The sequence below is a fragment of the Bradyrhizobium sp. CCGUVB4N genome (assembly GCF_024199945.1).
Lineage (GTDB): Bacteria > Pseudomonadota > Alphaproteobacteria > Rhizobiales > Xanthobacteraceae > Bradyrhizobium.
On record NZ_JANADP010000001.1, the window covers coordinates 7,664,014 to 7,685,494 of the forward strand.

Annotated in this window: 22 protein-coding genes; 2 read left to right on the plus strand and 20 right to left on the minus strand. The window is 65.1% G+C overall.

All coding sequences use genetic code 11. The features are described 5' to 3' along the window. Window positions 1-114: 114 nt before the first annotated feature. Genes NLM31_RS35645 through NLM31_RS35655 form a run of 3 tightly spaced genes read right to left on the minus strand, consistent with a single transcriptional unit; the run spans window position 115 to window position 3,230 of the window. Window positions 115-1,362 (minus strand): amidohydrolase family protein, encoded by a 1,248-nt coding sequence (locus NLM31_RS35645; protein WP_254195264.1) that lies wholly within the window; start codon window positions 1,360-1,362, stop codon window positions 115-117. Window positions 1,363-1,374: 12 nt separating this feature from the next. Next, on the minus strand, window positions 1,375-1,875 hold the full coding sequence (locus NLM31_RS35650; RefSeq protein ID WP_254133932.1) for a GAF domain-containing protein: 501 nt from the start codon (window positions 1,873-1,875) through the stop codon (window positions 1,375-1,377). Then, complete coding sequence (locus tag NLM31_RS35655; protein ID WP_254133933.1) at window positions 1,872-3,230, minus strand: MFS transporter; 1,359 nt, start codon at window positions 3,228-3,230, stop codon at window positions 1,872-1,874. Before NLM31_RS35655 ends, NLM31_RS35650 begins: the two co-directional genes overlap by 4 nt. A 170-nt stretch (window positions 3,231-3,400) precedes the next feature. On the opposite strand from NLM31_RS35655, the gene NLM31_RS35660 reads away from it, so the two are divergent. Continuing rightward, window positions 3,401-4,267 (plus strand): LysR family transcriptional regulator, encoded by an 867-nt coding sequence (locus NLM31_RS35660; RefSeq protein WP_256562367.1) that lies wholly within the window; start codon window positions 3,401-3,403, stop codon window positions 4,265-4,267. Between the two features lie 5 nt (window positions 4,268-4,272). On the opposite strand, the gene NLM31_RS35665 is transcribed toward NLM31_RS35660, so the two are convergent. From NLM31_RS35665 to NLM31_RS35705, 9 genes are read right to left on the minus strand one after another with little or no spacing between them, the layout of a single operon-like run. Next, on the minus strand, window positions 4,273-4,620 hold the full coding sequence (locus tag NLM31_RS35665; protein ID WP_254195265.1) for a RidA family protein: 348 nt from the start codon (window positions 4,618-4,620) through the stop codon (window positions 4,273-4,275). A 12-nt stretch (window positions 4,621-4,632) separates the two neighbouring features. Next, a complete protein-coding gene (locus tag NLM31_RS35670; protein WP_254195266.1) occupies window positions 4,633-5,754 on the minus strand; it encodes an FAD-binding oxidoreductase in 1,122 nt (373 codons plus the stop codon). Then, window positions 5,751-7,169, minus strand: coding sequence for an NAD(P)/FAD-dependent oxidoreductase (locus tag NLM31_RS35675; protein WP_254195267.1), 1,419 nt, complete (start codon window positions 7,167-7,169; stop codon window positions 5,751-5,753). Before NLM31_RS35675 ends, NLM31_RS35670 begins: the two co-directional genes overlap by 4 nt. Continuing rightward, window positions 7,166-7,462, minus strand: coding sequence for a (2Fe-2S)-binding protein (locus tag NLM31_RS35680; protein ID WP_254195268.1), 297 nt, complete (start codon window positions 7,460-7,462; stop codon window positions 7,166-7,168). The genes NLM31_RS35675 and NLM31_RS35680 overlap by 4 nt, the downstream gene beginning before the upstream one ends. Before the next feature lie 29 nt (window positions 7,463-7,491). Further along, entirely contained in the window at window positions 7,492-8,688 is a 1,197-nt protein-coding gene (locus NLM31_RS35685; RefSeq protein ID WP_254195269.1) for an FAD-binding oxidoreductase, read from the minus strand. An 8-nt stretch (window positions 8,689-8,696) separates the two neighbouring features. Then, window positions 8,697-9,503, minus strand: a complete 807-nt coding sequence (locus NLM31_RS35690) for an ABC transporter permease (protein ID WP_254133939.1) — start codon at window positions 9,501-9,503, stop codon at window positions 8,697-8,699. Further along, entirely contained in the window at window positions 9,500-10,375 is an 876-nt protein-coding gene (locus tag NLM31_RS35695; RefSeq protein ID WP_254133940.1) for an ABC transporter permease, read from the minus strand. Before NLM31_RS35695 ends, NLM31_RS35690 begins: the two co-directional genes overlap by 4 nt. Then, on the minus strand, window positions 10,372-11,412 hold the full coding sequence (locus NLM31_RS35700) for an ABC transporter ATP-binding protein (RefSeq protein ID WP_254195270.1): 1,041 nt from the start codon (window positions 11,410-11,412) through the stop codon (window positions 10,372-10,374). Before NLM31_RS35700 ends, NLM31_RS35695 begins: the two co-directional genes overlap by 4 nt. Before the next feature lie 27 nt (window positions 11,413-11,439). After that, on the minus strand, window positions 11,440-12,477 hold the full coding sequence (locus NLM31_RS35705; RefSeq protein ID WP_254195271.1) for an ABC transporter substrate-binding protein: 1,038 nt from the start codon (window positions 12,475-12,477) through the stop codon (window positions 11,440-11,442). Between the two features lie 276 nt (window positions 12,478-12,753). Here NLM31_RS35705 and NLM31_RS35710 point away from each other — a divergent pair, with 276 nt between their 5' ends. Then, a complete protein-coding gene (locus tag NLM31_RS35710) occupies window positions 12,754-13,653 on the plus strand; it encodes a LysR substrate-binding domain-containing protein (RefSeq protein WP_254195272.1) in 900 nt (299 codons plus the stop codon). Here NLM31_RS35710 and NLM31_RS35715 read toward each other — a convergent pair. From NLM31_RS35715 to NLM31_RS35750, 8 genes are read right to left on the minus strand one after another with little or no spacing between them, the layout of a single operon-like run. Then, the gene (locus NLM31_RS35715; RefSeq protein ID WP_254195273.1) at window positions 13,650-15,023 is read right to left on the minus strand and encodes an amidohydrolase family protein; all 1,374 of its coding nucleotides are present in this window, start codon (window positions 15,021-15,023) and stop codon (window positions 13,650-13,652) included. The two genes, NLM31_RS35710 and NLM31_RS35715, sit on opposite strands and share 4 nt — an antisense overlap. Continuing rightward, complete coding sequence (locus NLM31_RS35720; protein ID WP_254195274.1) at window positions 15,020-16,603, minus strand: ABC transporter substrate-binding protein; 1,584 nt, start codon at window positions 16,601-16,603, stop codon at window positions 15,020-15,022. The genes NLM31_RS35715 and NLM31_RS35720 overlap by 4 nt, the downstream gene beginning before the upstream one ends. A gap of 21 nt (window positions 16,604-16,624) precedes the next feature. Beyond that, window positions 16,625-17,281 carry an aspartate/glutamate racemase family protein gene (locus NLM31_RS35725; protein WP_254195275.1) on the minus strand — a complete coding sequence of 219 codons (657 nt, stop codon included), beginning with the start codon at window positions 17,279-17,281 and terminating at the stop codon, window positions 16,625-16,627. 8 nt (window positions 17,282-17,289) lie between these two features. Next, window positions 17,290-18,174 (minus strand): polysaccharide deacetylase, encoded by an 885-nt coding sequence (locus NLM31_RS35730; RefSeq protein WP_254195276.1) that lies wholly within the window; start codon window positions 18,172-18,174, stop codon window positions 17,290-17,292. Then, window positions 18,161-18,991 (minus strand): ABC transporter substrate-binding protein, encoded by an 831-nt coding sequence (locus NLM31_RS35735; RefSeq protein ID WP_254133948.1) that lies wholly within the window; start codon window positions 18,989-18,991, stop codon window positions 18,161-18,163. Before NLM31_RS35735 ends, NLM31_RS35730 begins: the two co-directional genes overlap by 14 nt. 15 nt (window positions 18,992-19,006) lie before the next feature. Beyond that, window positions 19,007-19,771 (minus strand): amino acid ABC transporter ATP-binding protein, encoded by a 765-nt coding sequence (locus NLM31_RS35740; RefSeq protein WP_254195277.1) that lies wholly within the window; start codon window positions 19,769-19,771, stop codon window positions 19,007-19,009. Next, on the minus strand, window positions 19,768-20,625 hold the full coding sequence (locus tag NLM31_RS35745) for an amino acid ABC transporter permease (protein WP_254195278.1): 858 nt from the start codon (window positions 20,623-20,625) through the stop codon (window positions 19,768-19,770). The genes NLM31_RS35740 and NLM31_RS35745 overlap by 4 nt, the downstream gene beginning before the upstream one ends. Beyond that, a complete protein-coding gene (locus tag NLM31_RS35750) occupies window positions 20,622-21,449 on the minus strand; it encodes an ABC transporter substrate-binding protein (RefSeq protein ID WP_254195279.1) in 828 nt (275 codons plus the stop codon). Before NLM31_RS35750 ends, NLM31_RS35745 begins: the two co-directional genes overlap by 4 nt. Window positions 21,450-21,481 lie beyond the last annotated feature (32 nt).

A 21,481-nucleotide genomic window follows, 5' to 3' on the forward strand; every position in this document is an offset into this window, starting at 1 on the left:
TTGCGGTCGGGGTGAAATCCATGGCTGCGAATATCCTTGTTGAGAGCCCGCTCATAATCCCGCCGGGCGACAAGATCAAGCCATGTCCTCGGCGGGGATCTTATTGCCTCAGGGTTATGCGGCCAGCCTGTCGAACTGGACCTTGCCCGCCTTCATCACCAGCGGGATGTGCTCGCCCTGCCCGAGCAGGCAGGTCACGTCGCGCAACGGGTTGCCGTCAACCACCAGCAGGTCGGCAAAAGCTTCGGGCACGATCCGGCCAAGCTTGCCCTCCATGCCGAGCACCTCCGCGCCGATCACGGTCGCACTGGCGATGACCTCGCGTGCGCCCTGGATCTCGGCGCGAATGCGGAATTCATCGCTCTGGAGGCGCTGCGACGGTCCAAGCAGATCGCTGCCATAGCCCATCTTCACCCCGGCCTTGCGATAGATCTCGAGCGAGCGCAGGCCGGCATCGCGGACGTCAGCGATCTTGGCGACGCTCTCCGGCGGCAGGCCGTATTGCGCACCCTCATTGGCAAGGGCCTCATAGGTCACGAGCGTCGGCACCACATAGGCGCCCTTCTCGGCCATCAGACGCGCAGTCGGCTCGTCGACGAGATTGCCGTGCTCGATGGTGCGGACGCCGCAGCGAACCGCGCGCGCGATCGCCGCCGCGGTATAGGCATGAGCCAGCACATAGGTCTGCCGGCCCTGCGCCTCCTCGACGATGGCGCGGATCTCGTCCTCGGAGTAGCCGAAGGCGCCGACCGGATCGGTCGGCGAGGCAACGCCGCCGGACGCCATGATCTTGATCTGGTCGGCCCCCATCTGCAGCTCCTCGCGCACAGCCTTGCGCACGCCGTCGACACCGTCGGCAACACGCCCCAACGCACCGACGCGAACGCAGCAGGGACAGGCCGTGTCGCTAGCGAGGTAATCGGAACGCGCCCGCATGTCGGCGTGGCCGCCTGTCTGGCTCAGCGCACGGCCCGACACGAACAGCCGCGGACCGTCGGTCAGGCCGGTCTCGATCGCCTGCTTCATCGCGTGGCCGGCGCCTCCGGCATCACGGACGGTCGTGAAGCCTCGCCGCAGCATGCCGCGCAGCAGAAGCGTCGAGCGCAGCGTCACCAGCACGTTGGGAATGTGGACCTGCTGCGCCAGGTTCAGCTCGATCGCGTTGGTGTGCACGTGGAGATCGATCAGGCCGGGCATCAGCGTCTTGCCCTTCACATCGATGGTTCGATCGGCGGTCACCTTGATTGGCCGGTCCGAGACCTCCTTGATCAGATTGTCCTCGACCAGCACGTCATGGCTCGTCAGCAGCTCCGGCTGAAGCGGGTCAAGCAGAGCGGCATTCTTGAAGAGGATGCTGGGCATGGTGGTTTCCTGTCAGGACGCCGGCGCCAGAAGTGCCGGCAATGTCAATTGGGCAAAGGGGAGACAGGCCGCGACGTCGTCCTCGTCGTACCAGGCCGCCTCGTGCAGCAGATTGAGCGAGCCGAGCGTGCGTCCACGCCAGCGCACGGGCATGTTGAGCACGCTCGCGCAACCAAGCGAGGCAATCAGCTCGTGGTCGGAAAACACGTTGCGCAGATCGTCCAGCGTGCGGCCGATATAGGCCTCGCCACGGTCGAGCACCGCCTCGGTCCACGGCCCCGGCGCCAGGCGCTTGCGCCCGCCCGCAGGATAGGGCCCGGGAAGATTGGAATAGACCCGCGCGGCTTCGCCGCTGGCGTCGTCGTAAGTCAGGATCGTAAACAGCTTGTGCCCGATCGCCGACTTCATGGCCTGGTCGAGCGCTGCGAACAACGCCTTCGGCTGATCGACGCTGCTCTGCGCTGCCGCGACGGCGCAGAGCCAGGGATCAGCCATTGTTTTGGTTCGCATCATGCAACCTCGCCCGCCGCGATCTCTTCCAGAGACCGGCCGCGCGTCGGCACGCCCATCAGCACGACCGTGACCGCCCCGAGCAGCAGCACGGTGGTGGTGACGCCGAACACGCCGGCGAAGCCGAAATTGGGATAGAGGTAGCCGACCAGGATCGGCGACACGATCGCACCGATGCGGCCGATCGCGGAGGCAAGCCCGGCCCCGGTGGTCCTGACCGGCGTCGGGAATACCTCGGCGGTATAGGCATAGACGCCCGCATAGGTGCCGTTCATGAACAGAGACAGCAGAATTCCCGCCAGCATGATGTGCTGATCCGTCTGCGCGAAGGCGAGACCGAGCGCGCTGATTCCGGCGAGCACCATGTAGGTCGCAATCGTCGCCTGCCGGCCGATGCGCTCGTTGAAATAGGCGGCACTGAAATAGCCGGGGATCTGCGCGCAATAGATCGCGATCGAATAGCCGAAGCTCTTGGTGATGCTCATGCCGTTCTGGACGAGAAGGCCGGGGATCCAGACGAAGAAGGAGTAATAGCTGAAGGTGATCGCAAGCCACATGATCCAGGTCATGATGGTGATGCGCGCCTGACGGGCCGCCAGAAGTGCCGCGAAATTGGCGAGCAGCGTTCCGCCGGTCCCGGCGGGCGGGGCAACTTCGACGACCGGCGGCGGCAGGACATGGCCCTCGCGCGCAAAGCCGGCCTCGATTCGATCAAGCACAGCCTCGGCTTCCTTCTCCCGTCCGCGGCTTTCGAGCCAGCGCGGCGATTCCGGAAGGGCCCGACGCCACCACAACAGCATGACGACGGGTATTGCTGTGATCACCAGCACGATACGCCAGCCGTTATCATAGGCGGGCACGATGAAGTAGCCGAGCAAGGCCGCCGCGACGAAGCCGAAGGAGAAGAAGCCGGCCAGCGCGCCGGTGAAGCTGCCGCGGTAACGCCGCGCCACGAATTCCGCGAGATAGGGCGCGATGATCGCGCTCTCCGCGCCGGTGCCCATGCCGGCGACGACGCGTGCAGCGAAGAACGCCGACCAGCTATCGACCACGGCACTGACGATCGACGCCACGCAGTAAAGCGCCAGCGCCGACATCATCACTGCACGGCGCCCGATCAGGTCACCGAGCGTGCCGGCGAACAGGGCTCCGAACAGGAAGCCGATATAGGTGCTGCTGCCGAGCACGCCGATCTCGACGCTCGACAAATTCCAGGCAGTCCGCAGCACCGGCAGGATGAAGGCCAGCACCGCCGCGTCCATCGCGTCGAACATGTAGCCGAGCCCGCCCATCAGCAGGAGATGCATGTGGAAGCGCGCGAACGGAAGGCGCTCGATGCGCGCCGATATCATTGACATGGAAATCCCCCTCGATTGCGGCCCGGCACACCGCGCGTCGTTCGGGAGCGAAGCATAGACAAAGTGACATTATCGTCATAATTTATAATCTTGATCTCATATATCACCACGGTGAATGTGTGTCGTTCCGCGCGCTCGACCTCAACCTGCTGAAAGTCTTCGAGGCGCTGATGACCGAGGGCAGCGTCACGCGCGCCGCGAGCGCGCTGACAATGACCCAGCCCGCCGTCAGCAACGCACTCGCGCGCCTGCGCGACGCGCTCGGCGATCCCCTGTTCGTGCGATCCGGCACCGGCATCCGCCCCACGCAACGCGCCGTCGTGCTGTGGCAGCCGATCGGCGAAGCCCTGGAAAGCGTGCGCGGCGCGCTCGACGAGCAGGTGTTCGATCCCGGCCGCGCCCAGACCGAATTCACCCTGTCGATGTCGGACTATGTGGCTTCGCTGGTGATGCCGGACCTGCTGAACCATCTCGGCAAGGTCGCGCCGAAGTCGCGCGTGCACACCGTTCCCAATACCATCGTGGAGATCGCCGACCAGCTCGAGGACAACAGGGTCGACTGTGTCTTGAGCGTTTACGTCAACGAGGCGCAGCAGCCGGCCGCCATCCGCTCGCGCTCGCTATGGACGGTCGACTATGCCTGCTTCATGCGGCGCGACCATCCGCTCGCCGCACAAAAGCGGCTGAGCACGCGCGCCTTTCTCAACGCAAGGCATGTCGATGTGAGCCTCGCCGGCAAGACACAGCCATCCTACGATCTGTTTCTCGCCTCGCGCGGGCTGTCACGCAATCTGGTGGCGACGGTCAACCATTACAGCGCAGCCTACGAGACCGTGCGGCAGTCCGACCTCATTGCCGTACTGCCAAGCGATCTCCGTTCGCAGTCGCGCCACGCGCCGTTCCTGCATGCGATGCCGCTGCCGCTCAAGGCGCCGGCCCGCATCGTCAGCCTGTTCTGGCACCAGCGCAACGACACCGTGCCCGCGCAGCGCTGGCTGCGCGAGACCCTGGTCGGGATGTTCGCCAAATCGGACTGAGCGGATCAGCCCTTGAGCGCGGTGACCACCACCTCGATCAGCGCGCCGCCACCGAGATCGGCGACGCCGACGGTGGCGCGGGTCGGCAGATCGTCGCCGAAGAACTCGGTCCAGGCCGCATCCATCTCCTTCTTCTTGGAGAGATCCGTGACGTAGATCGAGGCGCTGACGATCCGGCTCTTGTCGGTGCCGACCTCCTTCAGGTAGCCGGCGATCTTGCCGAGGATGTTGCGGGTCTGATCGCCCATCGAGACCGAGGTGTCGTCGGCAATCGTGCCGCCGACGAAGACGAAGCCATTGGCTTCGACGGCGCGGTGCATGATGGGCGTGCGGATGCTGCGGGTGATGCTCATGACGTCTTCTTCCTAAAGCGTGGAGAGATGGAAGCGGTCGATGCCGAGATCGCTGATTCGCGTCTGGGTGCCGCCGTTGACGATCAGCTCCGCCATCACGGCGCCGGCACCGGGGCCGAGCTGAAAACCGTGCAGCGAGAAGCCGAACTGGTGATAGAGCCCCTTGTGGCGGCTGCTCGGCCCGAACACGGGGATATCGTCCTTCATCTTGGCCTCGATGCCGGCCCAGGCGCGGACGATCGTGGCGCTGCGCATCACCGGGAACAGCTCGAACACGGTGCGGGCGCTGATCGCGAGGCTCTTCCAGTCCAGCACCGTCTCGTTGCGGTCCTGATAGGGGGTGGCCAGATGGCCGCCGCCGATCAGCACGGTGCCGTTCTTGAATTGCTTGAAGGAAAGCTTTCGTCCGCGCAGGATCACGACAGGATCGATGAAGTGCGGCACGCGCGAGGTGATCATCAGCATCGGCGCCACGGTCTCGACCGGCACCGGCTCACCGAGATCAGCGGCGATCTTGCCGGCCCAGGCGCCGGCCGCATTGACGAGCACCGGCGCGGCAAAGGTTTCAGTGCCGACGTCGACGTACCAGAGGCCGTCGCTATAGCGGATGTTGGAGGCGGCTACGCCCTCGCGCACGGTCGCGCCAAGCTGCTGGGCCTTGCGCCGAAACGCCGTCGTCGTCTGCGCGGGGTTGGCTGCACCGTCCCGGCGCGAGACGACGCCGCCGGGACAAGTCTCCGCCACAGCGGGCACGAGGCGACGTAGCTCGGTCGCATCAATCAGCTCTTCATGGGTGAAGCCGAGCGCGTTGAGCTCGGCGACGCGCGCGCGGCAAACGGCAAGCTCCTCTTCGTTTTCCGCGACCAGCACCTGGCCGTAGCTCTCAAAACTGCAATCGTCGTCGAGGAGATCAGCGATCTTTTCCCAGATCCCCATCGAGCGGATCGACAGCGGGATTTCGGGGATGTGCCGCGCGAGCTGCCGGACACCGCCGGCATTGACGCCGGACGCGTGCCGGCCGGCATAGTCCTTCTCGATCAGCACCGGCCTCAGACCGGCGAGGCACAGGTGCAGCGTGGTCGAGCATCCGTGGATGCCGCCGCCGACGACGATCGCATCCACGTTTTGGGTCATCCGCGTACCACGGCCTTGATATCCGCTTCGCTCTTCGGAACGGCGGCGAGCTCGGCGAGCGTGATCGGCTTCACCGGCGCGCGCAGCCGGTAATAGCCGATCTCCTGAGGGGTCTTGCCACGCGCCTGCGCCATCAGCTCGGTGACGGTGAGGCCGCAGAGCCGGCCCTGGCACGGGCCCATGCCGGTGCGGCGATAGGCCTTGAGCTGGTTCGGCCCTGTCGCGCCGATCGCGACGGAATCGAGAACTTCCTTTGCGGTGACCTCTTCGCAGCGGCAGACGATGGTGTCGCCCGCGGGAATGCGGAATTGCGGCGCGGGACGGAACAGCGTGTCGAGGAAGACGCGGCCGCGCTCCGCCTTGGCGAGATCGGCACGGAGCGTCGCCATCGCGGGAAGCTTTGCGGCCGCCGCAGGCGCCAATGCCTCGACTGCCGCGCGCGCCGCGATGCGGCCGCGCACGACGGCGGCATTCGCACCACCGATGCCGGCACCGTCGCCGGCGATCGCGATGCCGGCGACCGAAGAGTTACCGCTCGCATCGAGGACGGGCGACCAACACAGCTGCAAATCGTCCCAGCGATGCTCGATGTCGGCCGACATCGCCAGATTGACGCTGGGTACGACACCCTGATGCAGCAACAGCAGATCCGCAGGGATGGTCTCGCGCTTGCCGCCGGCGACATAACTCACGCTGGCGAGCTGGCCATCGCCGGCTGCAGCGAGCTCAGAGACGCCGGAGACGACCTGCACCTTGGCCTTGACCTCACGCATCATCGACAGGCCCTTGGTGAAATAAGGCGAGGTCAGGAAGGCGAAAGCGTGCGGCAGCGCCGCGAAATAATTGCCGCGCTCGGTGGTGTCGAGAATGCGATCGATGCGGCCACCCAGGCGCATGATCTGCGCGGCGAGCAGCCAGAGCAACGGCCCCTGCCCAGCGATCACGGTGCGGCCATCAGGTACCAGCGCCGACGATTTCAGCATGGTCTGCGCGGCGCCTGCCGTCATCACGCCCGGCAATGTCCATCCGGGAATCGGAAACGGCCGCTCCAGCGCGCCGGTCGCGAGGATCACGCGCTTGGCCTTGATGAAGGCCGACGCACCGCCGATCGAGACGGCGATATCGAGGTTGCGATCGAGGCTCCAGACCGTCGCACGGTGGATGACCTCCGCGCTGCTCGCGCGGAGCGACTGAACGAGATCGGCACCAACCCAATAGTCGGCACCAAGCTGATCGCGGTCGGTCACCGGCGTCGACGAGATCGCGCGAAACACCTGGCCGCCGGGCCCGATATTCTCGTCGAGCAATAGCGTCGACAGACCGGCTTCAGCTGATGTCGCGGCGGCCGCGAGACCGGCGGGCCCGGCGCCGATCACGACGACATCGTATTCTTCGCGCTTGGGAGCCACGCTCATCGTCCGATCTCCCGCTTGCCCTTCTGGATTTCGATCTGCATGCCCTCGGCGACTGGCACGAGGCAGCCCTGGCGATTGCCGACGCCATCGATGGTGACGAGGCAGTCGAAACACACGCCCATCATGCAATAGGGCAGACGCGGCGCGCCGCTCACGGCCGTGGAACGGCGCGCGTCCTGGCCGGATGTCAGCAGCGCGGCGGAGACGGTGTCGCCCTGACGCGCCGCGACGGCGACGCCGTCGACGAAGATCTGCACTTGCGGGCGCTTGTCCTGCTCGGATCGTCTGAACATGGGATGCCTCTTGGCTCCTTCAATTATCTCTAATAGCCGCTGTTGTTCGCAGCGCCCGCGCCGCCAAAGCGGCTGGCGGAGAACGCGCCGACCAGTTCCGGTTCGAGCGCGCCTTGCGCAACCATGCGCGCGATCTCGAAGGCATGGTTGGAGGCCAGCGTCACGCCCGAATGGCAGCAGGCGACGAAGGCGCCAGGATGCGTCTCCGACTGGTCGTAGATCGGAAAGCCGTCTTGCGGCATGACGCGAATGCCGGCCCAGCTCCTGACCACGTTCAGTCGCGCGAGATGCGGAAACATCCGCTGCGCACGATCGGTCATGACAGCGCTGATCGAATGTTTCAGCGCGCGATCGTCGAGCTCATCCTCCTTGCTGTCGCCGATCATCACCGTGCCCTCGTCGGTCTGGCGGATCGTGGTCAGCGGATGCGGCAGGAACGGCATGGTGCGCTCGGTCACGACGATCTGGCCGCGGGTCGGCCCCATCGGCGCGTAGAGGCCGACCATCGGCGCCAGCGTCTGGTTGGCATTGCCGGCCGCAAGTACGATTTTGGCGGCACGGAGCTCGCCCTTCGGCGTGGTCAGGCGGAATTCGCCGCCACTCTTGCTGATCGCCGAGACCGGCTGTTCCGGAAAATAGTCGATGCCGAATTCCCTGAACCCGGTATGGAAGGCGCGGAAGGTGCGCAGCGAATTGACGTGGCCGTCGAGCGGACAATAGCTGCCGCCCGAGACTTCGGGACCGATCAGCGGCAGCGACTTCCTGACCTCGGATGCAGACAGCATCTCCATCTTGTAGTCGGCCGCGCCGACCTGATTGTGCATGCGCTTGACCAGTTCGGTGCGCTGGCCGAATTCGTCCTCGCCGAGCGTGAGATGAAAGCCGCCGTTCTGCTGGAGCGCGACGTCGAGCCCGGTCTGTTGCTTCAGTTCGGACGCGAGCCGCCCCCAGGCCTGCGACGCCTGCACGGTCCACACCGTATAGGCGGGCATGCCGAGGCCCTTGCTCTGCACCCAGACCAGCGCAAAATTCGCGCGCGAAGCACGCTTGGTGATGTCGCCTTCGTCGAGCACGGCCACGCTCTTGCCGAGCCGGCCGAGGCCCCAGGCAATGGCGGAGCCGAGCAATCCGCCGCCAACGACGGCGACGTCATAGTCGGACTTTTGTTTAGACGCGTTTTCTTTACGCGAACCGGCGTCCACTTCGCTCGAAAACGCTTTAGACATAGATTCTCCTATCGTCCCGTATCGCCCTTGCCGGCGAGCACACGGTCGAGCCCGTAGAAGCGGTCGAGCAGAATGAGGGCGGTCATGGTCACAGCGATCACGCAGGCCGAGACCGACGTCACCAGCGGATCGATGTTGTCCTGGATATAAAGGAACATGCGCACGGGCAACGTCTCGGTGCCGGGTGCTGCGAGAAAGACGGTCATGGTGAGATCGTCGAACGACTGGATGAAGGCGAGCGCCCAGCCGCTGATGACGCCGGGCAGGATCAAGGGCAGCGTCACGCGGCGGAATAGCGTCCAGCCGCCGGCGCCGAGCGACACCGCGGCCATCTCGACCGTGCGATCCATACCGGTCGCGGCCGCCAGCGTCAGCCGCAGCGCGAACGGAAACACGATGATGACGTGCGCGATGATCAGCGCGGCAAAACTGCCGCCGAGGCCCGCCGAGGTGAAAAAGCGCAGGAAGGCGATGCCAAGCACGACATGCGGGATCATCAGCGGCGACAGGAACAGCGCCGCCAGCGCATCGCGTCCGCGGAAGCGATAGCGCGCGATCGCGAGCGCCGCCGGCACCGCAAACAGCAGCGCCACGAAGGACGACAGCGCGCCGAGCCCGAGGCTGACCCAGAAGGCATGGATGAACTCGGGATAATTGCCGATCGCCCTGAACCAACGCAGCGAGAAGCCGTTGGTCGGCAGCGACAGAAAACCTTCGGGCGTGAAGGCGACGAGGCAGACCACCAGGATCGGCGCCACCATCACGATAACGAAGATGGTGTGGAAGATCAGCGCCAGCGGGCCGTTCCGTCTCATCGGAACACCTCCGCATAGCGGCGCTCGATGAGCGCGTTGCTGCCGACGACGATCAGCACCAGCGCCACCAGCAGCAGCGTCGCGACCGCCGCACCCAGCGGCCAGTTCAGCGTGTTGAGGAATTCGTCGTAAGCCAGCGTCGCCGCGACCTTGAGCCTGCGGCCGCCGATGATCGCGGGCGTCGCGAAGGCGCTGGCCGAGAGCGAGAACACGATGATCGCGCCCGACAGCACACCCGGCATGATCTGCGGCATGATGATGCGGCGGATGATGGTCACGGGTCCCGCGCCGAGCGACATCGCGGCATTCTCGATCTGCGGATCGAGCCGCTGCAGCGCGGCCCAGACCGACAGCACCATGAACGGCATCATCACATGCGCGAGCGCGACGACCATGCCGGTCTCGGTGAACATGAAGGGAATGGGTGAGCGGATTGCACCGAGCGACATCAGCAGCTTGTTGACGAGGCCGTTGTTGCCGCCGAACAGCAGCGCCCAGCCGAGCGTGCGCGCCACCACGGAGATCAGCAGCGGCCCGAGAATGACCAGCAGGAAAAAGCTCTTCCAGCGGCCGCTCATCCGGTTGAGGATGTAGGCTTCAGGTGCGCCGAGCAGAGCGGTGAGCAACGTGGTCAGGATCGCGATCCGGAACGTGCGCCAGAACATCTCGGCGTAATAGGGATCAGTCGCGATCTCCTGCCAGTTCTTCAGGATGAAGACCGGCTCGATGCCCTTGTACTGGCCCCAATCGTGGAACGACAGCATCACGGTCATCGCCAGGGGGATCAGCAGCACGCCGACGAACAGCATCAGGGCGGGCGCCGTCAGCGCCCATGGGGCACGCGCGCTGCGCTCCTCGGCGGCCGCGCTCATGCGACGGTCCTCGCACGCACGCTCATGTCCTCCGGCCGCCAGGAGAGGCGGACGGCCTCGCCTTCAGCCGGCTGCGGTTGACCATCATTCTGACGGATCACGATCGCCGGGCCGCATTCGCTGTCGCACTGGAACAGCCAGTAATTGCCCTGGAAGATGCGCGTGACGATCTTTGCGCTGAGGCCGGCATCGCCGAAACCGATGCGTTCGGGGCGAATGCTGACGGTGACGGGGCCGCTCAAGCCGGCAGGCGCCGGCGCGCTCCAGGAACCGGCCACCAACCGCGCCGGGGTCGCAGTCCGATCGATGGTCCCGGCAAAATCGTTGGTTTTGCCCAGAAACTGCGAGACGAAGGCCGAGGCCGGCCTCTCATAGGTTTCCTGCGGCGTGCCGATCTGCTCGATCTTGCCCTGGCTCATCACCACGATGCGGTCGGACAGCGACATCGCTTCGTTCTGGTCATGCGTGACGAGGATCGTCGTTGTGCCGATGGTGCGCTGGATCTGGCGCAGCTCGATCTGCATCTCCTCGCGCAGCTTGGCGTCGAGATTGGACAGCGGTTCGTCGAGCAGCAGCACGCTCGGCTTGATCACCAGCGCGCGCGCCAGCGCGACGCGCTGCTGCTGGCCACCGGACATCCGGCGCGGATGGCGATCCTCGTAACCGGCGAGGCCCACCATCGCGAGCGCGGCGCGGACGCGCTCGGCTCGCTCGTTGCGCGGGGCGTTGCGCATCTCGAGGCCGAAGGCGACGTTCTCCGCCGCGGTCATGTGCGGAAACAGCGCATAGCTCTGGAACACGATGCCGAGTCCGCGCTTGGCCGGATGGATCGCGGTCAGGTCCTTGTCCTCGAGCCGGATTGCGCCGCGCGTGGGATCGAGGAAGCCCGCGATCATCTGCAACGTCGTGGTCTTGCCGCAGCCGGAGGGGCCAAGGAAGGAGATGAACTCCCCCTTGCCGACCGCCAGACTGAAGTCATCGACCACGGTCTGCGCGCCGAACTGTTTGGCGACCCGATCGAGCTCGAGATAGGCCATGAGCTGTCTCCGCTGCGAACGATCAGATCAGCGCTCGACCTCGCGGTTCCAGCGCTTGGTCCACTCCTCACGCTTCTCGTTGATGGTGGTCCAGTCCGGATTATAGAGTTTTGCCGCGCGCTCGCCGATCGGGGCCATCTTGCCGAGCTCCGGCGGCACCACCAGCGATTTCAGCACCGGGCCGTAGCCATAGTCCTTCAGCATCACGAGCTGGATTTTTGGATCGAGCAGCATCTTCACGAAGCTCGATGCCAGCGGAGAGGCGTTGGGCTTCGCGATCGGACAGGCCGTCGTCAGCAGCGTTGCCGCGCCTTCCTTCGGGTACACGAAATCGACGGGAAAGCCGGTATTGGCAAAGCTCTGCACGCGGCCGGTGCCCCACACGGCGATGACGGCCTGGCCGGACTGGAACAGCTCGGTCATCTTGCCCGGCGACGGCTCATAGGCGAGCACGTTCGGATTGATCTGCTCCTTGAAGATCTTGAAGCCCGAGTCCACGTTGGACTCGCCGCCGCCATTCATCTTCGACAGCATCACCAGCGCTTCGAGGCCATAGGTGTTGTTGATCGGCGGAATGACCAGCTGCTTGGCGTATTTCGTGTCCTTCAGGTCATTCCACGAGGTCGGCGGCGCCCAGCCTTTCTCGGCGAACACCTTGGTGTTGTACATCAGGCCGGTCGCGACGATGCCGATCGCAACGGCGCGATCATCCTTGAAGCGCGCGGTGTCGTAGAGATCGGCGGCCGGCAGTCCGTCGAGCTTGCCGCAGAAGCCGAGCTGGATCGCCTGGTACATCGGACCGTCATCGACGATGGCGACGTCGATCTGCTGATTGCCCTTCTGCGCCTGCAGCTTCGCCAACGTGTCGGTGGAGTTGCCGGCGACATACTCGACCTTGACGCCGTTCTCCTTCTCGAAGGTCGGGATCACCTCGTCCCGGATCGTCTTCTCGAACGAGCCGCCATAGCCGGCGACATAGAGTGTTTTCTGCTGGGCCGAGACGGCCGTCGGGGCGGCAATGAGCGCCGCGATGCTGGCCGCGGTCAGAAGGCTGAGAGTCTTCATGTGGTCCGATCTCCAATACCGGGATGAGGTGACGTGCCGACAAGTCCCACTAGCCAAAGCGCCTTCCGCATTTCCTTCCGCACCGATCCCACCCTCAAGCAGGGCTCCGGCCCCTGCTTCGCGGATTTGGTGCGATTTGGAGGTTTGAACCCCTCCAATCTGCCGAAAAAGCGGGCTGTCTCCAGCTCTGATGAAAAAGATCGCAAACCCCGACTTCCATCGTCCAATGAATAATGGCACCCTCTGCATGCCCAAATGTTATGAATGGAAATCGGGATGGCGCGGATCAATTCGCGGCAGGTAGAGGCCTTCCGGGCAACGATGCTGACCGGCAGCGTCACCGAGGCGGCGGCGCTGATGACGGTGACGCAACCGGCGGTCAGCCGCTTGCTGCGCGACCTCCAGGCGCTGCTGAAAATGGAGCTGTTCGAGCGGCGCGGCACTGGCCTGGTGCCGACCGCGGCAGCGATGGCGCTCTATACCGAGGTGGAACGTTCGTTCGTCGGCCTCGAACGCATCACCGCCGCTGCCGAGGAAATCCGCGGCCGCCGCACCGGCTCGCTGCGGATTGCAGCACTGCCGGCGCTGTCGAACGGTTATCTGCCGCGGCTGACGGGTCACTTCCTGAAGGAGCGGCCAAATCTCAACCTTGCGTTCTTCGGCGTGATCTCGCCGATCGTGGTCGACTGGGTGCTGAACAACCAATGTGACGTCGGCTTTGCCGAGGTGCCGATCGCGCATTCGGGTCTACCAACCATGAAATTGCCCGCGCCGGCCCGCGTCGCGGTGCTGCCGACGGGTCATCGCCTCGCGGAGAAGGAAGTCCTGGAGCCACGCGATTTCGAGGGCGAGACGTTCATCTCGCTGTCCGCGGGATCGTCGAGCCGGCATCTCGTCGACCAGCTCTTCCACCGCCACGATGTTCGCCGCGTGCTGCGCGTGGAGACCGCGCTATCCGAGATCATGTGCGGCATGGTGTCGTCGGGGCTTGGGGTTGCGATTTGCGATCCCTTCACGGCGCAGGAGTTCTCCACCCGCGGCGTCGTCGTGCGTCGCTTCCTGCCGCGCATCGATTTCGAATTTTCAGCGGTCTTTCCCGCCCAGCGCAGCCCCTCGCCGGTCGCGCTCGATCTGGTCGAGACCATGCGCAAATCGCTCGTCGACTTCGAGGGCTAGCCGTTGAATGCCGCCTGCGCCTCCGGCAAGTCCCAGATCTTGCCGATCGCGGCGGTGCCTGCCGCCGTGATCGCGGCCTCATCAGCACCGAGATAGCGGCCCGCATCGACCAGCATGCGGCCGTCGACCATGACCTGATCGATGTTGGCGCGGTTGGCGAGCGCGATCAGTGCGCGGCGCGGATCGAACAGCGGCTGAAGATGCGGATGGGTGAGATCGACGACGGTGAGATCGGCGGTGGCGCCCGGCTCGATGCGGCCGAGGTCCGGCCGCTTGATGACGTCGGCGGCGACAGCCGTGTTCGCCTCGATCAGCTCCGGTGAGTTCGCCACATCGGCGCGCTGCGAGGCCACCTTTGAGATCAGCGACGCCGCATTGAGCTCGCCGAGCAGGTCCATGTTGTAGCCGTCGGTGCCGACCACGGTGCGCACGCCGTGCTCCGCGAAGCGGCTGAACGCCGCGGTCACGCCGGCGCGCGCGAAGACGCGCGGGCAATTGAGGACAGTCATGCCGCGCGCGGCCATCAGCTTCAGATCATCGTCGCTGCTGAACATGCAGTGCGCCGCCATCAGATCGGGCGCGAGCAGGCCGAGCCAGTCCAGATATTCCGCCGGCGTGCGGCCGCCATAGCGCCTGCCGATGGTCTCGACCTCGGCGCGGCTCTGCGCCATGTGCGTCGTGATGGGCACCCCGAGCTCGCGCGCCCGCGTGGCGCAGGCCTTCAGCAGATCGGGGCCGCAGGTGTCGGTGGCGTGCGGGCTCATGGCGAGGCTGATGCGGCCGTCGCCGCGATTGTTCCAGCGCTGATAGAGCGCATCCCATGTCGCCATGTCGGCCGTGCCGTCGTCACCGGAATAGCGGACTACGCCGTCGGCGCCAGCTTTCGCGTCCGATGTCGAGAACAGATAGGGCGCGCCGTAGAAGCGGATGCCCATCTCCTCGGCGGCGTCGAACATCTCGGGGATCGAATTGCGGAACGGCTCCATCACCGTGGTGGCGCCGCCCTTGAGGAGCTGGAGGATACCGAGCCGCGCGACCGCCAGTCGCTCCTCGGCCGATAGAATCTCCGCGCCGCGCTTGGTCAGTGGCAGCAGCACCGTATAGACGATGCTCTGGTTGTTCTTACGGCCGTTGCCGTCCTCGCTATGGCTGCGCGCCACGGCTTCGGAGAAGCAGTGGTTGTGCAGATTGAGCAGGCCCGGCAGGACGAAGCGGCCGGGACGGTCGTAGACGTGATCCGCGCTCGGCCTGTCACGTGTGATCGCGGCGATCTTTTTGCCTTCGACAAGGACCCAATGGTCGCGCAGCACATCCTGCGCGCCGTCCTTGCGTGACAGCACATAGCTGCCGAAAATTGCCGTGATGCTCATGCGGGGCGTACGTTCCAGAAGACGGCGGTGCCGTCGAGAATGCCGGTGATGTCTTTGCGATAGGCGGTCGGCTGCTTGTACAGGCCGATTGGAATATAGGGGATTTCCTCGAAGGCGACTGCCTGGATCTGGCGGCAGATGCGCTGCTGCTCCGCGAGCTCGGACGCCGCCAGCCACTGGCTGCGCAAGGGTCCCATCTTCTCGCTCGCATACCAGCCGGCGACCTTGCCTTCGCCACGGATGTTGGTGTTGCCGGCCGGGTTGAGCCAGTCGATGCCCTGCCAGTTACCGACCGCCGCACTCCAGCCGCCCTGCCCGATCGGATCCTTCTTCAACTGGCGCTGCAACACGACTGCGAAGTCGAGCCCGGCATATTCGACATTCATGCCGGCCTTGCGCAAACTATCGACCGCGATCTCGCCAAGCGGCTTCTGTGCCAGCGAGTTGGTGGGGACCAGCACCACGATCTTCTCGCCATTGTAGCCGGCGGCCTTCAGGTCGGCCTTGACCTTGTCGTAGTTGCGCGGGCCGCGGAACACATCGAGGCCGACGTCGCTCGCCATCGGCGTATCAGGTGCGAAGAAGCCGACCGGCGAGACCTGGAACGCCGGATCGGTGCCGGCGACGGCCGTCATGAAGGCGGACTGGTCGATGGCGCCGAGCAAGGCACGGCGGACGGCCGGATTATCGAACGGCGGCTGCAAATGATTGAGGCGCAGCATGCAGGCGTAGCCTCTGGGATCGAGGATGCGCGTCTCGATGTCGCCGGCGGCCTTGATGATCGGCAGCAGATCGTGCGGCGTGGTCTCCTGCCAGTCCTGTTCGCCGGTCTGGAGCGCGGCAACACCGGTGCCGGCATCGGGCGTGGTGGTCCAGACCACGCGGTCGTAATGCACGATCTTGGGACCCGCCGTCCAATCCGGCTTGCCGTCGGTGCGCGGCTGATAGCGCTCGAATTTAGCGTAAGCATTGCGGGCGCCCTGCACGCGCTCGTCGGCGAGGTAGCGGAACGGACCGCTGCCGATGACGTCGGTCAGCGGCTTGAACGGGTCCTGGCTCGCCAGCCGCTCCGGCATCATGAAGCAGGGATTGATCGCGGCCTTGCCCAGCGCCTGCGGCAGCAGCGGAAACGGACGCTTGAGGCGAAAGCGGATGGTGCGATCGTCCGCCGCCGCCAATTCGGCAGTCGCCTCCATCAGCTCGCCGCCAAAACCGTCGCGCGCCGCCCAGCGGCGAATGCTGGCGACGCAATCGCGGGCAAGCACGCGCTCGCCGTCGTGCCAGAACAAGCCGTCACGCAAGCTGAGGTCCCACTGCAGCTGGTCGCCCGAGATCGCATGGCCCGACAGCATCTGCGGCGAGACCTGGAGCGAGGAGCTCATGCCATAGAGCGTGTCGTAGACCATGAAGCCATGGTTTCGCGACACCTGCGCGGTCGAGTAGATCGGATCGACGAAGGCGAGATCGATCACGGGAATGAAACGCAGCGTGCTCTGGGATTCGGCGCGGACGATGCCCGGCAACGAAAGCGCCGGCACCGTTGCGGCAGCCTTGAGGAGCGAACGGCGAGAGATGGGCATTACAAGAGCTCCTGCAGGATCTTACGTATTCAACAACACCGCGCCGATCGCAGCCGCGACCGCCTGCTGCGCCGGTTCGATCACGGGCACGCCGATCGCTTCCGCAATCGCCGCGCGATGCGAGGCCATGCCGGCACAACCCATCACCACGACATCGGCGCGATAGTGCGTGACCAGCGCACGACCAGCGTCGATCAACCGGCCGCGGATGTCCGCGCCCGCCGTTTCCGCCGCGCTTGCGCCGACCGACCAGCTTCCGGCATAGCGGCTGTCGACGCCCATCACCCGCGCCATGCGCTGCTGGCGGCGGATGCTCGACGGCGACAGCGCGATGACGCCATAGCGTTCGCCCAGCATCAGCGCACGAAAGATCCCGCATTCGGCGATGCCCATCACGGGGCGTCCGCCGGCCGCCTCGCGCACCGCATGCAGGCCTGGATCGCTGAAGCAGGCTAGCACGAAGGCATCCGCATCGTCGCGCGTGACGCGGTTGACCAGCGGCATCACGACGCTGTCAGAATCGCGCTGCGAGCTGATGCTTGGCGGTCCCTCGGCAAGACCGACCACCTCGATCTCAGGCCCGCCTGATATCCGCAGCGGCGCGACCGCATCGTCGATCGCCGTCGTCACCGACGCCGAGGAGTTGGGATTGATGACGAGGATGCGGCGACGGGTCATGGCACTCCTCAACGGTTGGCGGCCTCGTGGCGCAGGAAGTTCTCAGCGATCTTCTCGCCGGTGGTGATCCAGACGTCCGGGCACGATTTTGCGTAGGTCAGGAACTCGCGCAGCAGGCGCAGCCGCATCGGACGGCCGCTGCATTGCGGATGCAGCACGGTCGTCACCATCGCACCCCAGTCCCTGGTTTCGTCGAGCTCGTCCTTCCAGATCGAGAGTACGTGCTCCTTGGGGAAGATCGAGCGCGGGCTGAAGCGCGCCGACAGGCCGTGCATCCAGTCATCATAGCTCGCCGTCACCGGCAGTTCGATCGTGCCGGGCTTGCCGTCGGCGAGGCGATGCCGATAAGGCCGCACGTCATCGCGGAACGAGGAGGTGTAGACGATGCCGTGACGCACGAGTGCTGCGCGCAGCTCCTCGGTGAATTCACCGTATGGCGCCCGATAGCCGGTCGGCTTGACGCCGAGCCGACGCTTCAGCGCCTCGAAGCCGCGCTCCAGCTCCTCCTCGATCCAGGGATCGCCGGGATCCGGCAGGAGATGATGATAGCCGTGATGGCCGATCTCGTGGCCGGCCTTGAGGATCGACTCCGCCATCGCCGGATGCGCATCGACCGACCAGCCCGTGACGAAGAACGTCGCCTTGAGATCGAGCTGATAGAGCAGCTCCAGCAGCTTTGGCGTGCCGACGCGCGCCTCGTAGCCGCCATAGCTCATGGTGATGAGCCGCTGGGCGTGCACGGCGTCCTTGCTGGTCCACGCGCTTTCCGCGTCGACGTCGAAGGACAGGAACATCGCCGATGCGTACGGCTTCGGCCAGGGATATTCCGGTGCGGGATCCGCGGTGTTGGCTGGGGTGAGCGGAATGCTCTGGAGGGCCTTACTGTCCAGCATTGATGGTCGCCTTTTCGAGTGCGTTGTCTGTCAGTTTCCACTTGGCAAGCAGGGTCTTGTAGGTGCCGTCGGCGATCAGCGCGTCGACCGCCTCCAGCATTGCCTGCTGGAGTGCCTTTTCCTTGACCGGCAGCGCAATGCCGGTGAACTGCGTTGCGAAGGGATCGCCGACCGGCGCATAGGTGCCCGGCTCGAGATCCATCACATAGGGCAGCGTCTCGTTGCCCTGCACGGCGGCGTCGATGCGGCCCTGCCTGAGCTGCGTGCGCGCATCTGCCGAGCCATCCGTGCCGACGAACTGGATCGGGTTGCTGCCGCAGTTCTTCTGGCTCCACTTGTCGATCTCGGCCGGAAACATGGTCCGGCGGCTGGCGCCGACCTTCTTTCCGCACAGTGCAGCCATGTCCTTGAACTCGGACGCACGGGACTGCTGCACGAAGAATTTTGGGCCGCTGCGCAAATAGTCGACGAAGGAGGCAATGTCGTGCCGGCTCGCATAGTCGGTGAAGCCGGACAGGATGGCGTCCACCCGCCCCGTCGAAATCGACGGCATGAACTCGGCAAAGCTGGTTTCGGTCCATTCGATCTTGACGCCGAGCTTGCGCCCGAGCGCCTCGCCGAGATCGATGTCGAAGCCCGACAGCGCGTTGGTCGCGGGATCGCGGAACTCCATCGGCGGATAGTTCGGCACCAGCGCCACCTTGAGGCTGCCGCGCTTGGCGATGTCAGGCGGCAGCTCGATCGCCCAAGCCTTAGTACCAAGCGCCGAGACGCTCATGGCACCGAAAAGCGCCGCCGCAACGAAAAGTCTTTTCATCAATACGCCCCCATTTCAGATCACAGCCGAAAGAAATGCCTTGGTGCGCTCTTCGCGCGGCGCGCCCAGCACTTCGGACGCGCGGCCCTGTTCGACGATCGCGCCCTGGTCCATGTAGACGACGCGGTCGGCGACCTCGCGGGCAAAGCCGAGCTCGTGCGTCACCACCATCATGGTCATGCCGCTCTTCGCCAGCTCCTTCATCACCGCGAGCACCTCGCCGACGAGCTCGGGATCGAGCGCGCTGGTCGGCTCGTCGAACAGCATCAGCATCGGCTTCATCGCGAGCGCCCGCGCAATCGCGACGCGTTGCTGCTGGCCGCCCGAGAGTTGCGCGGGATACGAATTGGCCTTGGCCGCAAGGCCGACGCGGCGCAGCAATTCGAGCGCTTCAGCGCGTACCTCGTCGACTTTGCGGCCCTGCACCTGCAGCGGGCCTTCGGTGATGTTCTCCAGCGCGGTCTTGTGCGGAAACAGGTTGAAGCGCTGGAACGCCATGCCGGTCTTCAGCCGCTGCCGCCCGATCTCGTTCTCGCTGAGGCGATGCAACCGCCCGCTTTGCTCGCGCACGCCAAGCAATTCGCCATCGAGCCAGATGCCGCCGCTATCGATGACCGCGAGCTGGTTGATGCAGCGAAGCAGCGTGGTTTTGCCGGAGCCGGAGGCGCCGATCAGGCACATCACCTCGCCGGGCCAGACGTCGAGCGAGACGTTCTTGAGAGCCTGAAACTCTCCAAAACTCTTGCTCACCGAGCGGATCGCGACGAGGGGTTTTGTCATCGCGCCAACCGCATGGTGCCGCGTGCAAAACGGCGTTCGAGCAGCATCTGGAGCGGGGTCAGGATCGAGACGACGAGCAGATACCAGAGCCCGGCGACGATCAGCAGCTCGATCACGCGGGAATTGGCGTAATAGATGTTTTCGGCGTTATGCAGCACTTCAGGATACTGGATGACGCTCGCGAGCGACGTCGCCTTCACCATGCCGATGAACTCGTTGCCGAGCGGCGGGATCACGACGCGCATCGCCTGTGGCAAAATGATCCGGCGCAGCGCCCGCAGCCGTCCCATGCCGATCGCCTGCGCCGCCTCATATTGTCCGATATCGACCGACAGCATGCCGGCGCGCATCACTTCCGACGTATAGGCGCCCTGGTTGATGCCGAGCCCGAGCAGCGCGGCAAGGAACGGCGTCATGACGTCGACGGCGCGCGCGCTCCACAGGCCGGGAATGCCGATGGTCGGAAATACCAGCGCGAGATTGAACCACAACAGCAATTGCAGGATCAGCGGCGTGCCGCGGAACAGCCAGGTGTAGCCTGCGGCCACCGTCTTCAGCACCGGGTTCGGCGACAGCCGCATGATCGCGACGACGATTCCGAGGAAGATGCCGAGTCCCATTGCCAGCACCGCCATCACCATGGTGTTGACGATGCCCTCGAGGATTACTTTTGCGGTGATGAAGCGGCTGACATAGGACCATTCGATCTGGCCATTGGCGAAGGCTCGCGCGATCGCCGCCAGCACCAGGACGATCAGGGCCGCGCTCAGCCAGCGAAACCAGTGCGGCTCGCGTGCGATCCGCATTCCCGACAGATCGGGAAAACCTTCCGCGAGTGCCGGGGCCGCCTTCATTGCGGTGCCGCGTTCAGCATGGGCTGGGTCACCGCATTCGCACCCAGACCCCATTTGTCGAGAACTGCCTTGTAGGAACCATCCGCGATCATCACGGTGAGTTTCTCCGTCACGACTTCACGGAGCGCGGCATCGTCCTTGCGGAACATGATGCCTTGATAGCCCTTCGCGAAGGACTCGCCGACGACGCGGTACTTGCCCGGCTCCTGCGTCTGCGCATAAGGCAACGTCTCGCTGCCCTGTACGGCAGCGTCGATGCGGCCCTGCTTGAGCTGGTTGCGAACGTCGATCGAGTTCTCGCCCGGCACATATTGGATGGCTGGCTTGCCGCCCGCCTCGCAATTCTGCTTGCTCCACTTCTCGATCTCGACCGGAAAGCTGGTGCTGCGGGTGGTGCCGACCTTCTTGCCGCAGAGATCGGTCGCATCCTTGGCCGCACTGTCCGCCATCACGAAGAACTGCGGGCCGGTCGTGAGGTAATCGACGAAATCGGCGCTCTCGCGTCGCGAGGCACGATCGGAGATGCCGGAGATGATGAAATCGGCACGCTTGGTCTGGAGCGACGGAATCAGCTCGGCGAACGGCGTCTCGCTCCAGACGATCTTGAGCCCACCGAGCCGCTTGGCGAGTTCGTTCGCGAGGTCGATGTCGAGCCCGACCAGCTCGTTGCTGGCGGGATCACGGTATTCCATCGGCGCGTAGGTGGAATTGACCGTGAGCTTGAGCGTGCCCGCCTGCTTGATTTCCGCCGGAAGCTCCGCGGATTGCGCAGACGTTACGGCAGCCAGCGCTGCGAAACCGAGAGAAAGCGAGAGGCGTATCATGTCAGCTCCTTTGCCAGCGCCGTGCCAGATCG

Bases quoted from the DNA above. Each gene is read 5' to 3' on its own strand.
- NLM31_RS35740 (WP_254195277.1), bottom strand. From the start codon at position 19,771: ATGACAAAACCCCTCGTCGCGATCCGCTCGGTGAGCAAGAGTTTTGGA.
- NLM31_RS35725 (WP_254195275.1), bottom strand. From the start codon at position 17,281: ATGACCCGTCGCCGCATCCTCGTCATCAATCCCAACTCCTCGGCGTCG.
- NLM31_RS35655 (WP_254133933.1), bottom strand. From the start codon at position 3,230: ATGTCAATGATATCGGCGCGCATCGAGCGCCTTCCGTTCGCGCGCTTC.
- NLM31_RS35750 (WP_254195279.1), bottom strand. From the start codon at position 21,449: ATGATACGCCTCTCGCTTTCTCTCGGTTTCGCAGCGCTGGCTGCCGTA.
- NLM31_RS35680 (WP_254195268.1), bottom strand. From the start codon at position 7,462: ATGTTCAGACGATCCGAGCAGGACAAGCGCCCGCAAGTGCAGATCTTC.
- NLM31_RS35730 (WP_254195276.1), bottom strand. From the start codon at position 18,174: ATGCTGGACAGTAAGGCCCTCCAGAGCATTCCGCTCACCCCAGCCAAC.
- NLM31_RS35715 (WP_254195273.1), bottom strand. From the start codon at position 15,023: ATGAGCATCACGGCAATTTTCGGCAGCTATGTGCTGTCACGCAAGGAC.
- NLM31_RS35735 (WP_254133948.1), bottom strand. From the start codon at position 18,991: ATGAAAAGACTTTTCGTTGCGGCGGCGCTTTTCGGTGCCATGAGCGTC.
- NLM31_RS35720 (WP_254195274.1), bottom strand. From the start codon at position 16,603: ATGCCCATCTCTCGCCGTTCGCTCCTCAAGGCTGCCGCAACGGTGCCG.
- NLM31_RS35745 (WP_254195278.1), bottom strand. From the start codon at position 20,625: ATGAAGGCGGCCCCGGCACTCGCGGAAGGTTTTCCCGATCTGTCGGGA.
- NLM31_RS35705 (WP_254195271.1), bottom strand. From the start codon at position 12,477: ATGAAGACTCTCAGCCTTCTGACCGCGGCCAGCATCGCGGCGCTCATT.
- NLM31_RS35690 (WP_254133939.1), bottom strand. From the start codon at position 9,503: ATGAGACGGAACGGCCCGCTGGCGCTGATCTTCCACACCATCTTCGTT.
- NLM31_RS35670 (WP_254195266.1), bottom strand. From the start codon at position 5,754: ATGACCCAAAACGTGGATGCGATCGTCGTCGGCGGCGGCATCCACGGA.
- NLM31_RS35700 (WP_254195270.1), bottom strand. From the start codon at position 11,412: ATGGCCTATCTCGAGCTCGATCGGGTCGCCAAACAGTTCGGCGCGCAG.
- NLM31_RS35665 (WP_254195265.1), bottom strand. From the start codon at position 4,620: ATGAGCATCACCCGCAGCATCCGCACGCCCATCATGCACCGCGCCGTC.
- NLM31_RS35660 (WP_256562367.1), top strand. From the start codon at position 3,401: ATGACCGAGGGCAGCGTCACGCGCGCCGCGAGCGCGCTGACAATGACC.
- NLM31_RS35710 (WP_254195272.1), top strand. From the start codon at position 12,754: ATGGCGCGGATCAATTCGCGGCAGGTAGAGGCCTTCCGGGCAACGATG.
- NLM31_RS35695 (WP_254133940.1), bottom strand. From the start codon at position 10,375: ATGAGCGCGGCCGCCGAGGAGCGCAGCGCGCGTGCCCCATGGGCGCTG.
- NLM31_RS35650 (WP_254133932.1), bottom strand. From the start codon at position 1,875: ATGATGCGAACCAAAACAATGGCTGATCCCTGGCTCTGCGCCGTCGCG.
- NLM31_RS35645 (WP_254195264.1), bottom strand. From the start codon at position 1,362: ATGCCCAGCATCCTCTTCAAGAATGCCGCTCTGCTTGACCCGCTTCAG.
- NLM31_RS35685 (WP_254195269.1), bottom strand. From the start codon at position 8,688: ATGTCTAAAGCGTTTTCGAGCGAAGTGGACGCCGGTTCGCGTAAAGAA.
- NLM31_RS35675 (WP_254195267.1), bottom strand. From the start codon at position 7,169: ATGAGCGTGGCTCCCAAGCGCGAAGAATACGATGTCGTCGTGATCGGC.